16 protein-coding genes are annotated in these 15,828 nt (G+C 32.7%); all 16 read right to left on the bottom strand.

What is annotated here, in order from left to right; all coding sequences use genetic code 11:
- Positions 1–5: 5 nt before the first annotated feature.
- On the bottom strand, positions 6–779 hold the full coding sequence (locus T537_RS0105840; protein WP_027437834.1) for a prepilin peptidase: 774 nt from the start codon (positions 777–779) through the stop codon (positions 6–8).
- Positions 780–793: 14 nt separating this feature from the next.
- Complete coding sequence (locus tag T537_RS12385; RefSeq protein WP_051554950.1) at positions 794–1,300, bottom strand: type II secretion system protein; 507 nt, start codon at positions 1,298–1,300, stop codon at positions 794–796.
- Positions 1,301–1,353: 53 nt separating this feature from the next.
- Positions 1,354–2,559 carry a type II secretion system F family protein gene (locus T537_RS0105830; protein WP_027437833.1) on the bottom strand — a complete coding sequence of 402 codons (1,206 nt, stop codon included), beginning with the start codon at positions 2,557–2,559 and terminating at the stop codon, positions 1,354–1,356.
- Between the two features lie 135 nt (positions 2,560–2,694).
- Entirely contained in the window at positions 2,695–3,759 is a 1,065-nt protein-coding gene (locus T537_RS0105825) for a type IV pilus twitching motility protein PilT (RefSeq protein WP_027437832.1), read from the bottom strand.
- A 6-nt stretch (positions 3,760–3,765) separates the two neighbouring features.
- Positions 3,766–5,481, bottom strand: coding sequence for a GspE/PulE family protein (locus T537_RS0105820; protein ID WP_027437831.1), 1,716 nt, complete (start codon positions 5,479–5,481; stop codon positions 3,766–3,768).
- Between the two features lie 122 nt (positions 5,482–5,603).
- Entirely contained in the window at positions 5,604–6,815 is a 1,212-nt protein-coding gene (locus T537_RS0105815; RefSeq protein ID WP_031556685.1) for a hypothetical protein, read from the bottom strand.
- A gap of 3 nt (positions 6,816–6,818) precedes the next feature.
- Entirely contained in the window at positions 6,819–8,627 is a 1,809-nt protein-coding gene (locus tag T537_RS0105810; RefSeq protein WP_031556684.1) for an aminopeptidase P family protein, read from the bottom strand.
- Positions 8,628–8,689: 62 nt separating this feature from the next.
- Positions 8,690–9,952 (bottom strand): peptidase U32 family protein, encoded by a 1,263-nt coding sequence (locus T537_RS0105805; protein WP_031556683.1) that lies wholly within the window; start codon positions 9,950–9,952, stop codon positions 8,690–8,692.
- Between the two features lie 32 nt (positions 9,953–9,984).
- A complete protein-coding gene (locus tag T537_RS0105800; protein WP_031556682.1) occupies positions 9,985–10,626 on the bottom strand; it encodes an O-methyltransferase in 642 nt (213 codons plus the stop codon).
- A gap of 27 nt (positions 10,627–10,653) precedes the next feature.
- Positions 10,654–11,019 (bottom strand): hypothetical protein, encoded by a 366-nt coding sequence (locus T537_RS0105795; protein WP_027437826.1) that lies wholly within the window; start codon positions 11,017–11,019, stop codon positions 10,654–10,656.
- Positions 11,020–11,062: 43 nt separating this feature from the next.
- The gene (locus T537_RS0105790) at positions 11,063–11,413 is read right to left on the bottom strand and encodes a YlbF/YmcA family competence regulator (RefSeq protein ID WP_027437825.1); all 351 of its coding nucleotides are present in this window, start codon (positions 11,411–11,413) and stop codon (positions 11,063–11,065) included.
- An 89-nt stretch (positions 11,414–11,502) separates the two neighbouring features.
- A complete protein-coding gene (locus T537_RS0105785) occupies positions 11,503–13,173 on the bottom strand; it encodes a ribonuclease J (RefSeq protein WP_027437824.1) in 1,671 nt (556 codons plus the stop codon).
- A 46-nt stretch (positions 13,174–13,219) separates the two neighbouring features.
- Complete coding sequence (locus T537_RS0105780; RefSeq protein WP_031556681.1) at positions 13,220–13,474, bottom strand: DUF1292 domain-containing protein; 255 nt, start codon at positions 13,472–13,474, stop codon at positions 13,220–13,222.
- 99 nt (positions 13,475–13,573) lie between these two features.
- Positions 13,574–14,032: a Holliday junction resolvase RuvX gene (gene ruvX / locus T537_RS0105775; RefSeq protein ID WP_051637173.1), complete on the bottom strand. Its 459-nt coding sequence runs from the start codon at positions 14,030–14,032 to the stop codon at positions 13,574–13,576.
- 6 nt (positions 14,033–14,038) lie between these two features.
- Positions 14,039–14,296: an IreB family regulatory phosphoprotein gene (locus tag T537_RS0105770; RefSeq protein ID WP_027431389.1), complete on the bottom strand. Its 258-nt coding sequence runs from the start codon at positions 14,294–14,296 to the stop codon at positions 14,039–14,041.
- A gap of 244 nt (positions 14,297–14,540) precedes the next feature.
- Entirely contained in the window at positions 14,541–15,764 is a 1,224-nt protein-coding gene (locus T537_RS0105765; protein WP_031556679.1) for an NAD(P)-dependent oxidoreductase, read from the bottom strand.
- Positions 15,765–15,828: the final 64 nt, after the last annotated feature.

The raw sequence follows: 15,828 nt of genomic DNA, 5'->3' as shown, positions 1-15,828 counted from the left end.
TCCATTTATAAGCTAAAATTTAATAATCCCATGTAAAAATTAAGCATGTCCCATCCAAATAACATACTTATAAATATTCCAGCGCAAAGATATGGCCCAAATGCCAATACATTGCCCACATGTTTAAATCTCATTCTCATTAAATGAATTACACTTCCTAGTATACAGCCAATAAAAAAAGCCAGAACAATCCTTCTTCCTCCTAAGAAAAGTCCTGCGGCTGCCATAAGTTTTATATCTCCTCCACCAAAACAATCAATATTCCTTAATGCCCTAAATAATATTAATAGTAGATACATAAAGCCACTTACTAGAACAAATCCTAAAATACGTTCTAGAATATCCTGTGTAAAAAATAGACTTATTATAGCTATGACTACTAACACTATATTAAGAATATCCGGAATCTCAAAAGTTCTATAATCTATAACTGATATAGCAATTAATATTGAAGAAAAAAAACACATTAAACTAGTAGTTACACTAAAGTCAAATTTTAGAAAGATGATAATATAGATAATTCCATTTAACCCCTCTATTATAGGATACTGAGCACTGATTTTTTCATTACAGTATCTGCATCTTCCCCTCAAGCAAATGTAGCTAAACAGTGGTACTAAGTCGTACCACTGTAATTTATGGCCACATTTTGTACAACTTGAACTCTTTATTACTATGTCTTCTTTTTTTGGTAATCTATAAATTAACACATTTAAAAAACTACCAATTATTATTCCGTAAATAAATATTATAAGATACACGTATATTTCTTGTTGCATGATTTTTGTCCTATTTATTTTACAATAAAGTGTGCATCTGATACTCTAGCACATTCAACTGCATCTGAATCTTCTGGTAATTTAGTTGCATCTGTTGGCTTAGTCTCTGATACTAATACACAGACAGCTGAGTTCTTAGTAATAACAATATAGATATTACCTGACTTGCCTTTAGTTGACTTCATTGTAATAGATGATGTTAGTGTTGCACTTAATTCTTCCTGTAGCTTTGTGTAAGATGATAAGTCAGATGAAGAAAGAGAGGCACTATCCCCTTTGCCTAAATCAATGATAACGCCATTACTTACTTCTGAATATACACTTTCATCTGAAGTAGCTACGACTACAGCTTCTCTAATTGAGTCTAATGTCTGTAAATCAGTTGATTCTCTTGATCTTTCCACACTTCTTAAAAGTGTAGGAGCAAGAACACCAACTAAAACTACCATAATAGCAATAACAACTATTAATTCAACTAATGAGAAACCTTTGTTACCTAATCTTTTTTGTTGTCTTATCATGTTTATCTCCTTTTTTCTTTTTATATAAACCCATAAATAAGGTTTATAGCTAATTAAATACTGTTATAAAGTTGTATCATTGGCTGGTAAATAGCCATAATTAATAAGACTACTAAAACCGCCATAATTATAATAATTAAAGGCTCTAAAAGAGATGTCATAGAAGTTGTTGTAATTTCTACTTCTTCTTCATAATAATTAGCACAGTTGCTTAACATTTCTTCCATATTACCTGTTTCTTCACCTATTCCAAGCATATGAGTTAACATTGCCGGGAATATATCATAGGATTGCATTTGAGTTGAAAGAGGAATACCTAGTGCAATTCCACCCTTCATCTTTTTTAATGCATCCTGATAGTGAATATTATTCATTGTAGCCTCTACAATCTCTATTGCATCAATTATTGGCATACCTGCTTGAATAAGAGTTGCTAAGGTTCTTGATATTGAAGCACAGTTTTGTTTAATACTAAGCTTACCAAAAAGTGGTAATTTAAGCTTTATTCTATCTATTACATGTCTTCCACTATCCGTTCCCTTATAAAGCTTATACAAAAGCACAATTAGAATTACCCCTAAGATATACATATACCAACTATTCATAACACTATGACTTAGTCCAATAACAATCTTAGTAGATAAAGGTAACTCCGTATCTAGCTCCTCAAACATGGTCATAAAATTTGGAACTACAAATGTAAGCATAACAACTAACACACCAATCATTACAAAAAGTAATACAATTGGATACATCATAGCCTTCTTTATAATACCCTTTAACTTAGCTTCCTTTTCATATTGGATAGCCATTCTATCAAGGGATTTTTCAAGACTTCCTGAAGCTTCACCTGCCTTTACCATTTCAACCAAAATCGTTGGAAATGCGTCGTTTCCCCTCATGGATTCTGAAAGGGTTTCGCCTTTCTCAACACCAGCCCTTGCACTTTCAATTCCAGCTTTCAAAACCTTGTCTTCAGTTTGTTCCTCTAACATATTAAGAGCACTAATAATAGAGACACCAGCCCTTATAATGCTTGAAAACTGTCTACAAAAAACTGCTAAATCCCTTGTTTTTACCTTCTTTTTAAAAAAAGTAAAATCTAGGTCTTTGTTTAAAAGTGTCTGCTTACTTACAGAAATAGGTACTAATCCAAGTTCTTTAATCCTTTGACTAGCATCCTTTTCGTTTTGAGCTTCAATAGTTCCTTTTTTAGACTGTCCATCGGAGGTTATGGCTTGATAAATAAAACTTTCCATATCCACCTCACATATTCACTTGCACATTCTTAACAATTTCAATAATCTATGTATATTATAGCAAATATAACTGTTTTATTCAACGTTATGTATCTTTTTAACATATAAAAAAAAGAGAGGAAACTTCTTTCCTCCCTATAATGAATTATTAATTTTTCTATCCACATAAGACATATCCTGTGAAAAACTAAGGGCATCTTCTAAACTTATCTCTCCCTTAAAATACAAATCAACTAAAGAATCATCCATAGTGATCATTCCATCTTTCTTAGATGTTTGCATTATTCCAGGAATTTGATATGACTTAGCTTCTCTTATTAAATTCTTAATAGGAATTGTGGCATGCATAACCTCAAAAGCTGCAACTCTTCCCCTTTTATCCTCAGTAGGTATTAACTGCTGTGATACAACCGCCTCAAGACACACTGCTAGCTGTATTCGGATTTGTTGCTGCTGATATGGTGGAAATACATCTATTATTCTATCTATAGTTGATGCCGCCCCTATTGTATGAAGGGTAGAAAAAACCAAATGTCCTGTTTCAGCAGCTGTTATGGCTGTAGATATAGTTTCAAGATCTCTCATTTCACCAACTAAAATAACATCCGGATCTTCTCTTAGGGCAGCTCTTAGTGCCCCCGCATAATTAGCTGTATCAATTCCTATCTCTCGCTGATTTATCATTGCCTTTCTATGGGTATGTAAATATTCAATTGGATCTTCTAGTGTAATAACATGAGCATTTCTCTCATCATTGATTTTATCAATAATTGAGGCAAGTGTTGTGGATTTACCTGAACCTGTTGGCCCTGTAACTAATACTAGTCCCCTTTTTTTATCATATAAATCTATAACAGACTGGGGAATACCAAGGCTTTCCGGCTTTGGTATATTAGTTCCCACAATACGCATAGAACAAGCAATTGATCCTCTTTGTTTATATACATTTACTCTAAATCGACCTACCCTCGCTATAGAAAATGAAAAATCAACCTCACCTGCTTCTCTAAAAATGCTCATAAGTCTTTCATCCATAATGTCTTCTATTAGTTTTTCACAATCATCAGGTGATAATCTTGGATAATCAAGATTAACTAATTCTCCATTAATTCTAACCTTTGGAGGTAAACCTACAGTAATATGAACATCTGATGCCTTTTTTTCTTTTGCTAACATTAATAGTTGTTCAACTGTTACCATATCTTATCACTCCATATCGTCAGTTTCATAGGTTACCTTAATCATTTCAGCAATTGATGTTACCTTTGATAAAACCGCCTGTCTTGCTGCATCCTTAAGGGTTGTCATTCCTTCCCTTTTTGCCTCTTCATTAATCTTATCAACATCTGCCTTATTAGATATAAGTCTTTTGATATTAGTTGTTATAGGCATTATTTCATAAATACCTGTTCTTCCGTAATATCCTGTATTATTACAAAGCTTACATCCCTTAGCTTCGCAAATTTTTACTTCTCTTGTTTCATCCTCAATACCAAGCATTTTCTTTTCCTGGGGTGTAGCAAATCTATCCACCTTACAACTGCATAATTTTCTTACAAGTCTTTGGGCAATAATACCCACAAGTGAATCCGCTATCATGAAATTTTCTATTCCCATATCCTGTAATCTAGTAACTGATGAAGCAGTAGAATTTGTATGCAATGTTGAAACAACTAAATGTCCTGTAATTGAAGCTCTTACAGCAATTTGTGCTGTCTCTGCATCTCTGATTTCACCAATCATAATAATATCTGGATCCTGTCTAAGGATTGATCTTAGTGCACTTGCAAAACTTAAATTAGCTTTTGTATTAACTTGAACCTGATTAATTCCATCAATATTAGCTTCTACAGGGTCCTCAACTGTAATTATATTAACATCGCTTGTGTTTAATTCACTAAGCGCTGTATAAAGTGTAGTTGATTTACCTGAACCTGTTGGTCCTGTTACAAGAATTATTCCATGGGAATTTTTTAATATTTCATCAAAAGTCTCAAGATCTTTAGGTCCTAAACCTAGCTTTGATTTATCCTTATTAAAGCCTTCCTTTGCCGCAATTCTCATAACTACCTTTTCGCCATAAACAGTAGGTAGAGAAGAAACTCTTATATCATATTCTTTATTATCTACAAGCATAGTAATTCTACCATCCTGAGGAATTCTTTTCTCTGAAATATCCATACCAGAAATAATCTTAATTCTAGTAATAATTGCTCCAAGTAAGCTATTATCGTAACTAAGTATTTCCTTTAAACTTCCATCAATTCTATATCTAACTCTAATTTTATCTTTACATGGCTCAATATGAATATCTGAAGCTCTGTTTCTAACAGCTGCTTCAATTAAGTTATTAATAAGCAACACAATAGGAGCAGATTCAATATCTGCCTGTCGATTTTTTTCCTTATTTAATTCCTCTTCATTGAGTTGTAATTCCTGCTCTTTTTTATATTTATCTACAATGCTTTGAGCCTCTTTAGAGCTTAATTTTCTATCAAGAAAGGCCTTAATTGCAGATGCATCTGCAAGGCAAGGTATAACCTGCTTTCCCGTAATTATATTTACATCATCCATTGCATAAATATTGGTTGGGTCAGCCATTGCTAGTCTTAGCATATTAACGTCCCCATTTTCAAAATTCAATGGAACAATTAGGTCTTTTCGCATTACAGACTCATCTAGCAAATTAAAAACTTCATCAGGAACATCTACTGCTCTCATGTCAACAAAATCAATACCTAAGTTTTCGCATAAAGCTTCATTGATTTGTTTTTGATTAGCAAAACCTAGAGCTATAATCGTTTCACCAAGCATTAACTTTCTAGTTTTTTGCTCCGATAAGGCCTGCTCTAGTTGTTCACTAGTAATAACATTTTTTGAGACAAGTAAACTACCAAGCTTAACTTTTTTTCTATAATTCATTAGTAGCCTCCTAGAAAAAACAATATTCAATTCTACCAAACTTTTAATTAAATGATAGCATCTGCCCCCTTTAAAGTCAAGAAAAGGAGAAGATAGACACAAGTCTACTTCTCCTATATTTACTAGAAATCCTTTAATTCTGTAATTGTATATCTACTATTTTGAGAATTAACAAGGGAATTTATTAGGGCATTACTATCTGTACTTACCTCATAATTTTCATTAGACATTCCTCTTGTCATTTCAAAATTTCCATCTGGTGTTAAATAATTATTGTAATATGAAAAAGCAAAATATACCGTCTCGCTTTTTTCCTTATTACTAACAGTGGTACTATAGATTAATATAATCACATTATTATAATCGCTTCCATTAGTACCATTATATAATAAATATTTAGACATTAACTGTATATCTGTTACAGTTTCTTCATTGGTTTGCTTTAAATAATCCTTATTCTTTGTAGCCTTATATAGCATTCTAAAGGTTGTATTATTAGTTTCACTAGTTATTGCATCACTAGCTTCCTTCTTTATTTGATTAAATACATCTTTATTGATATCATTAACTCCATTTATATATTTACCTAGCTTATCAGCTGTATATGTAGCATAATCAGAATCAATAATATATCCATGCCTTTTTATATCATCACTAGATGTATCGCATCTAACAGTTATTGTATCTCCAAAGGCTATATTCTTTGTCTTATCTGCACTAAATGTTAAACTCTTTAGATATTCATCCTCGTTTTTATTAGTTATTGTAACACTTGCCTCTGGACTAATACCATTAAAGGTAACTTCAATAGTGTCAAAAAGAGAGATTTTCTTACCCGATGATACACCGCTTACCCTTAAATCAAATTTTGTTAGATTAAGTTTTACCTTAGCAATATCCATATATGAACTATCATAAGAAATATTTACTTTTATCTTATCGCCATTTGATACATCAGTACTATTAGAGCTTACCTCCATAGAATTAACAAGGTTATTAATTGCTAATAGCTTTTGAGAATCCTTAGAATCCCCTATTAGTCTTGTTTTTAGGTTTTCCTTATCAATAGTAAATTGCGGTGTGGCATATCCATTAGCTCCCACATAACTTACCTTAATATAATCTCTTATATCAAATCTGTGGCTATGAATAATTACGCCTATCACAATTCCTATAATGGCGACACCTACTAATATAGCTCCTAAAACCTTTATTGGAACCCTACAAGATGCCTTTTTATCAGAATCCTTTTCAACTCTAATTTTTCTTGATGTATTATTAATTGCAAGCTCAACCTTTTCTTTATTATCAGATTTAAACTTATATTTACTCATTAATTATATCGCCCTTGTAGCCATCTTTAATTCTTCTAATTCTTCACCTTCAAAGAATTCTTTAATATTCTCATATACAGTTGCATGATAATTATTAAGTCTTTCAATGTCAGTCTTATCAAGATATGCCTTATCCACAAGCTCAAGATCAATAGGTGCCATTGTAAGATTATCAAAGCTTAAGAATGTACCATATTCATTATCATAATCCTTCTTTGTGACAATTTCATTCTCAATTCTAATACCAAATTTACCTTCTTCATAAACACCTGGTTCATCAGATGTTACCATACCTGGTTCAAGAACTGCTAAATCATTAACTCCAGGAATGTGCTTCCATCTAAAACCATTAGGTGATTCATGAACATTAAGTAAATAGCCTACGCCATGACCTGTTCCACATCTATAATCAATGCCATCATTCCATAATGGACCACGAGCTAGAATATCTAGACTAAATCCATTACAGCCATGTAAAAATCTAGCATTTGAAAGATTTAGCATTCCTTTAAGTGTAAGAGTAAAGCACTTCTTCATTTCCTCTGTTACGGGACCTAGTGCAAAAGTTCTTGTTACGTCTGTTGTTCCTCTTAAATACTGTCCGCCTGAATCAACAAGTAACATTCCCTCTGGCTTTAATACGCTGGCATTTTCCTTAGTTGCATGATAATGCATCATAGCAGCATTAGGACCTGTAGCTGAAATTGTATCAAAGCTAAGTTCAATATAATCACTAATCTTAGCACGAAGCGAGTCAAGATACTCTGCTGCATCAGCCTCAGTTATCTGCTTTCCTTCTTTAACTGCTTTCTTAGTCCAGAAGATAAATTTAGTTAAGGCTGCTCCATCTTCTCTATGTACTGATTTTAAATTAGCAATTTCAGTTTCGTTTTTTATAGCCTTAAGTAAAACACTTGGGTTCTCCTTAAAAATACATGTTAAGTCACTGTTAGCATTGCAAATATTATAAAGACGAGTATTAATTCTCTTAGTATCAAGTAATAACTTTCCCTTTAATTTAGCTGCATCTTCATAAACACTATTATATGGACGAATCTCCACATTGCATTCCTTAAATTTAGCTAAGATTTCATCATTAAATCTATCTCCATCTGTATAAAGAATAGCCTTTGATTCATCAATATATGCATATGCCATAATCACTGGATTACACCAAACATCATTACCTCTAATATTAAATAACCAGCACACATCATCAAGACTTGCAATAATATGGCAAGTTGCATTTGCTTTAGTAAGACTTTCTCTAATAGCCACAAGCTTTTCCTTTATTGTAGCTCCAGAATATTTTTCATCTAAATAAAAAGCCTTACTTTCTGGGAAAGGAGCTCTAGATTCAAAAATAGGAGCAATAGCATCAAAATCATCATTAATTGTGGCATTTTTCTTAGCTGCAATATCTAATAATTTAAGTCCCATTCTTGCATCAACAGTTCTACCATCAAATGCAATGCAAGCACCATCGCTTAATTGCTGTTCTACATATTCAGTAACACTAGGAACTCCAACTGAACCATCCTTCATAAGTTCAAAGCCAGTTCCATCAATTTCTTTTGCTGCCTGAACATAATATCTACCATCAGTAAATAATTTTGCTTTATCCTTCATAATTACAGCTGTTCCTGCAGATCCAGTAAATCCTGTGATAAATTCTCTTTCTTTAAAATAATCTCCTGAATATTCAGAGATATGATAATCATTTGTTAATACGAGATAAATATCGACACCTGTCTTAGCCATTGTTTCTCTAACAGCTGCCAATCTCTCTTTAATTGTTTCTACCTTCGACATAAGTAAACCTTCCTTCATAAATGTTCTCACTAGCTATTTTACTACAAGTAAGGAATATTATGTTAAGCAATTTCTTTATTTCCTTCTTTTCTTCTTAAAATATCAAACTCATTAAGCTCAATTCCTAAATCAATGAATAACTGCTGCTTTGGATGTGGACAGCTTTCCATATCATGTCCAAATTCATCAACAATTCTTTTAACTACTACAGGAATGTTATCTCCGTTAGGTCTCATAACTTCAATTGTTTCACCTACAGAGAACTTATTACGCTGTTCAATATTATAAAGACCTTCGCTATTCTTCTTACCAACAATACCAAGATACTTATATTCTGTAACATAAGTGTTGCTATCATAAATCTGAGTTTCCTCTGTTGGCTTATTAAAGAAAAAGCCTGTTGTAAACTGTCTATATGTACACTTTCCAATTTCTTCTTTATAGAATGGAATTCTAGCCTCATACTTCTTAGGGTCTTCTAAGAAATCATCAATTGCAAGGCTGTATGTTCTTGCAACTGTTGCTACGTAAAGAGCAGTCTTCATACGACCTTCAATCTTAAAGGAATCAATACCTGAGCTTACCATCTCTGGAATATACTCAATCATATTAAGATCCTTAGAGTTAAAGATATATGTTCCTCTTTCATTCTCAAATACTGGCATATATTCACCAGGTCTATTTTCTTCAACGATTGAATACTTCCATCTACAAGGATGTGTACAAGCACCTCTGTTAGCATCTCTACCTGCCATGTAGTTAGAGAGTAAGCATCTACCAGAATATGAAATACACATAGCACCATGCATAAAGCTTTCAATTTCCATCTCATCAGGAATATGTTCTCTAATTTCCTTGATTTCTGCAAGGCTTAATTCTCTTGCTGATACAACTCTTGTTGCACCCTGCTTCCACCAGAAATTATATGTAAGATAGTTAGTGTTATTAGCCTGAGTTGAAATATGAATATCAATTTCAGGACATACTTCTTTAGCTATTGTAAACATACCAGGATCAGAAATAATTAAGGCATCTGGTCCGATTTCTTTAAGCTCTTCAAAATACTTTCTAGCACCTTCTAAATCATAATTATGTGCTAAGATATTAGCTGTAACATAAACCTTAACATCTCTTTCATGGGCAAACTTAATACCTTCTCTCATGTCATCAGGTGAGAAGTTTTTAGCGTTAGCTCTAAGACCAAAAGCCTCACCACCAATATAAACTGCATCAGCTCCGTAAAGAACTGCTATTTTTAATACTTCTAAACTGCTTGCTGGAATAAGTAATTCTAATTTTCTTCCGTTATAAACTCTATTTCTCATAATAATCCTTTCCTTTGTAACACATAAAAAATCTATTTCTTTATACTTAATGTTATTCCATCACCAATAGGAACTATTGATGTAATAAGCTCATCACTATGTGTAAGTGTATAAACATATTCTCTTATTCTTTGATGAATTGTTCTATCTCTTCTGCTTACTGTATAGTGGGACTCAACAATTTCGCCTTCCTGTAAGATATTATCAGAAATAAGCAATCCGCCCTTATTTAATAATCTCATAATATCAGGTAAGAAATTTATATACTGTCCCTTAGCTGCATCCATAAAAATAAAATCGTATGTCTCATCTAATTCTTTTAAGACTTCTGTGGCATCACCCTCAATTAGCGTGATTCTATCAGTCATATTAGCTCTTTTAAAGTTATTTTTTGCTATTGGTATTCGCTTTTCATAATTCTCGATAGTTGTAATATGGCAATCACTAGGCATATTCTCGGCCATAAGAATAGATGAGTAACCTACTGCCGCACCTACTTCTAAGATGCGTTTAGGTTGCTTTAAAGAAAGCAACACTTTTAGTAAATTCCCCATCTCTTTTCTAATGATTGGAACGCCTGTTTCAATCGCTTCTTTTTCTATTGTATTAACAATATCTGAATTACCTCTATCTAAAGAATTAATATAAGCTACCACTCTTTCATTAACTATCAATGGTATCCTTCTTTCTTTAATCCTTTATTAATCTTCTACGCAAATTACTTTAAGCATGTCTGTTGGTAACATATCTGTTGTTAATTTATATGTACCATCCACCCACTTATCCTTATAATCTGAAACTAAAATCTGGTAATAAAAAAGCTTCTTATCGTTAACTAAGCCCTTCTCATAAAAAGTATTAGCTAATTCCTTAGCAGAAATACCTGAATTAATAGTAACCTCAACTTCTCTAGCATTATTGCTTGTATCAGCTGAAACCTCATTAAAAATGTTATTACCAAAATTGTAAGCATCACTTCCAACTTTATATATAACTATAATTCCTATAAGAATAACTAGTACATTAACAGAAACTGCTGTAATAAGTCTAATATTTTTATTGCTCATGTAATCCTCCGTTTGTTGTCTATCACAAGCTATAATAAGGGTTTTAACGTAAAAAATCAAGTTCCATATCTATAGGGTCAACTATAGACTTAATAACATCCTTAACTAGACTACTAAAACAGATTTCTGCAGTTAAATATCTATTAACCAAATCCTGTCTTCGCATATCAGAATATTCAATATTAAGGTTAACCATTGCAGTATATGCATCTTCTATATCATCATTATTTACTACTTCAAAAACCTTTTTTCTAAATTCATCCACAGCTCGTCTAAGATCAGGATTTCTGCCTATTTCTTCATCCAGCCTTTTATATTCCTTATATTCTGCACTTTCTAAGATAGAATTTGTTAATTCCTTTTTTAGCTCTTCTATTTTGTCCTGCTTTCCCATAAGCGTCCCCTCCAATTGACAAAAACCTTACTTTAACCCTATTTAAAGGCAAAAGCGGCTATTATAAAAATAACTAGCCGCTTTTAATTTTAAATATCTGCTTCCATAATAATTGGAAGAATTAAAGGATTTCTCTTCATCTTCTTCCAAAGGAATTCTGATAAATCATCTTTGATAATATTTTTAATTTTACCCCAGTCTGATATTCTGCTATCAATACATTTTTGAACTGAATCATTAACTACAAGTCTTGATTCATCAAGTAATTCTTCAGCACCTCTTACATATACAAAACCTCTTGATACAATATCAGGTCCTGCAATAAGCTGTCCTGAACCCTTCTCGAATGTAAGAACAACAATAATAATACCATTCTCTGCTAAATTCTGTCTGTCTCTAAGTACGATATTACCAATATCACCTACTCCAAGACCATCAACCATTACTTCACCAACAGGAACTTTTCCTGTAATCTTAGCCTCTTCATCTGATAATTCAATTACATCACCAGATTTAGCAACAATAATGTTCTCCTTAGGATATCCAAGTCCCATTACAAGCTCTTTTTGAGCAATTAAATGACGATATTCACCATGTACCGGAATTGAATACTTAGGTCTTACTAAGGAATAAATAAGCTTAATTTCTTCCTGACAGGCATGTCCTGATACGTGAGTATCCTGGAAAATAACCTTAGCGCCCTTCATTCCTAATTCATTAATAACCTTAGATACTGATTTTTCATTACCAGGGATAGGAGTTGAAGAAAATACAACACAATCTCCTGGCATAATTGATACCTTACGATGAATATTAGCTGCCATTCTTGAAAGAGCTGCCATTGATTCACCCTGGCTACCTGTTGTTATAAGTACAATCTGTTCTGGATTGTAATTTTTCATTTCTTCTGTTTCAATTAATGTTCCCTCTGGGAATTTTAAGTATTCAAGATCTTGGGCAACTTCAATAATATTTACCATGCTTCGACCTTCAACACATACCTTACGATCATATTTAACAGCAGTATTAATAATCTGCTGAACTCTATCTACATTAGATGCAAATGTTGCAATAATAATTCTTGAATTCTTATTATCAGCAAAAATCTTATCAAATGTAGCACCAACTGTACGCTCAGACATTGTAAAGCCTGGTCTAAGTGCATTAGTTGAATCACACATTAAAGCAAGAACACCCTTCTTACCAATTTCACCAAGTCTAGGTAAATCAATAGGATCACCATCAACTGGAGTATAATCTACCTTAAAGTCACCTGTATGAATTACAGTACCTGCTGGTGAATAAATAGCAAGTGCTGCTGCATCAGCAATACTGTGATTTGTTCTAATAAATTCAACTCTGAAGTTACCAAGAGAAATAGACTGTCCATATTTAACAACCTTTCTCTTTACTTCCTTCATCATATTGTGTTCCTTAAGCTTTGATTCAATTAAGGCAATTGTAAGCTTTGTACCATAAATTGGAACCTTAACATCTTTTAAAATATAAGGAATTGCTCCAATATGATCTTCATGACCATGGGTAATTACAAAGCCCTTTACCTTATCAATATTATCCTTTAAAAATGTTACATCAGGAATAACTAAATCAACACCTAACATATCATCATCTGGAAATTTAAGTCCACAGTCTACTACTATAATACTATCTTCATAACAAAAAGCTGTTATGTTCATACCAATCTGCTCTAAACCACCAAGAGGTACTATTTTTAAGGTGGAATTCGCTTCTTTTTTCATATAACACTCCTTAATTATATATTTATGACATTATGTCAATTATTTCTTATTTAATATCTACATCATCAAGCAATTCGCTAAATACCTTAGCAACTGCATTTAATTCATCATCATCTTCCACAAATTCATAAATAGCATCTTCTTCACTATCCTTAGAAGTATCCTTTAGAATGTAAACTTCTGCTTCATCATCGTCTTCACTCTCGGATGCTAAAATATAATTAATACCACTAATTCTGGTCTCTTCAAGAATAAAAAGCTCGATTTTGTCATCTTCTGACATTAAAGTAATCTTTTCCATAAACTCTCCCTTATTTTTGTTTCCCTTTTTTTCTTTTAACAAGATTTTTAATTTTTAGACAGCAAAATAACCTAATCACAGTACAACTTCTCCCCATGATTAGCTTTCGCTTTTATTGATAATCTCTTTTCTAGCCTTATCAGCCTCATAATCGAGATAACCTTGTAATATAAAGGCTGCTGCTATCTTATCTATAACAGCTTTTCTGTTCTCCTTTCTAACGCCAGCTTCACTTAGAACTTCATCTGCTGCAACTGTAGTTAATCTTTCGTCCCACATTACAATTTCAATCCCAGTTCTTCTGTGAATATTTGCTGCAAAATCCCTTGCAAGTAATGCTCTCTCACCTTCCGTATCATCCATATTCTTAGGCAATCCAACCACTACTTTGCTAACCTCATACTCTTTTATTAATTCTTCTATCCTTGCATAAGTCTTACGTAATTTATTCTCTTCTTTTCTAGTAATTGTCTCTAGGGCTTGTGCTGTCCAGCCAAAAGGGTCAGACAGCGCAACACCTACAGTCTTACTACCATAATCTAAGCCTAAATATCTCATTAATATTTATAAGCCTTTACCTTCAATAAAATATCTAATTACTTCCTCTACAAGTTCATCACGTTCCACCTTCATAATTAGGCTTCTAGCATTATTATGACTTGTAATATATGTTGGATCCCCAGACATAATGTATCCAACAATCTGATTAACAGGATTATATCCCTTCTCCTTTAAAGCAAGATATACTTGCTCTATAATTCCTTCAACCGAAATAGTCTTTTCTGGCTGAGTCTTAAAAAATTGAGTATTGTTATCTGCCATCTAAATCACGTCCTTCCTAATATATGTATTAATAATATAATAAATCTAGTTATTTAACAAGTACAAACTCAAAACGCATATTGTATATTTATGCCAGTATAATTTATATCCATTACTTCCAACTTATCTGTATATAATTATAACATACTTTTTCTTAATATCCCAATAATATAAGTATAAAAATCCTACCCATACTAAACTTTTCTTCTGAAAATTTAATACAGGTAGGTTTGTGTTTAATATTTTACTTATTTCTTCTCTTTGTTAAATATTCATCCATAGCTTCTGCTACTTCTTTAGAATACTTAACAGCTTCAACTACTGTTCTTGCTCCATTAACAACATCACCAGCACCAAAAATACCATCTCTTGTTGTGCTTCCTCTTTCATCTGTATGAAGTAAGCCCTTGTCAGTTGTTTCAATACCAGTTGTTGTGCTTACAATTCTATTCATAGCGCCCTGACTTGCTGCAACTATAATGCTATCTGCTTCAAAGAATTTTTGTTCACTCATAGATAATACATTATCTTCTTCATCCATTGTAGCAATCTTATAAAGTACGCCATTATCAGTAAATTCATCAGGTCTATAACCATAAAGAATCTGTACTCCATCTGCCTCTGCATACTCAAGTTCCCTAACTGATGCAGCTGCATGACCTCTACGACAGAATACATAAACCTCTGATACGCCCTTTCTTGTAGCTGTTCTTGCCACATCCATAGCAGAATTACCAGCACCAATAATTACTAGTCTTTTTCCTAATTCATATACATCTGGATTTGCAAGATAATCAATTGCAAAATGTACATTTCCTAAGCTTTCGCCCTTTATTCCTAGTTTCTTTGGTCTCCATACACCAGTTCCAATAAAGATTGCCTCATAGCCATCTCTTTCTAAATCATCGATTGTAAGGGCATGTCCCACAACTGTATGTGGTCTAATCTTAATTCCAACCTTTGATAACTGAGCCTGATATCTATCAAGTACTGTCTTTGGTAATCTAAATTCTGGAATACCATATCTTAAGACGCCACCAATCTTATCTCTAGATTCAAAAATAGTTACATCATAACCTCTTTGAGCAAGTATTACTGAAATTGTAATACCAGCAGGGCCACCACCAATAATGGCAACCCTCTGGTTTTTGCTTTCTTGTCTTGTTAAATTAAGATGATCAAGATAAGCATCTGAAATATAATTTTCTATACTTGAAATATGTACAGGAGAACCCTTTCTTCCTAATACGCAATTACCTTCACATTGTTTTTCATGATTACATACTAAGGAACAAATTGCTGAAAGTGGATTATTCTCAAATAACATTTTTCCAGCTTCATCTTTTTTAAATTCCAAAAATAATTTATTCATTTCCGGAATATTTGTAGAAATCGGACATCCTTTTCTACACATTGGTACTTTACACTGTAAACATCTCTTAGCTTCATCTACTACATTAATCGCCATTTTCCTACACTCCATTCATTTTTTACATTTACCACTTGGTAAAGATATTTTTCCATAATTAAAG

Origin of the sequence: Lachnospira multipara LB2003, from assembly GCF_000702205.1 — a bacterium.
GTDB lineage: Bacteria > Bacillota > Clostridia > Lachnospirales > Lachnospiraceae > Lachnospira > Lachnospira multipara_A.
Note: the sequence above shows the minus strand (reverse complement) of the source record. Positions and strands in the feature narration are given on the sequence as shown.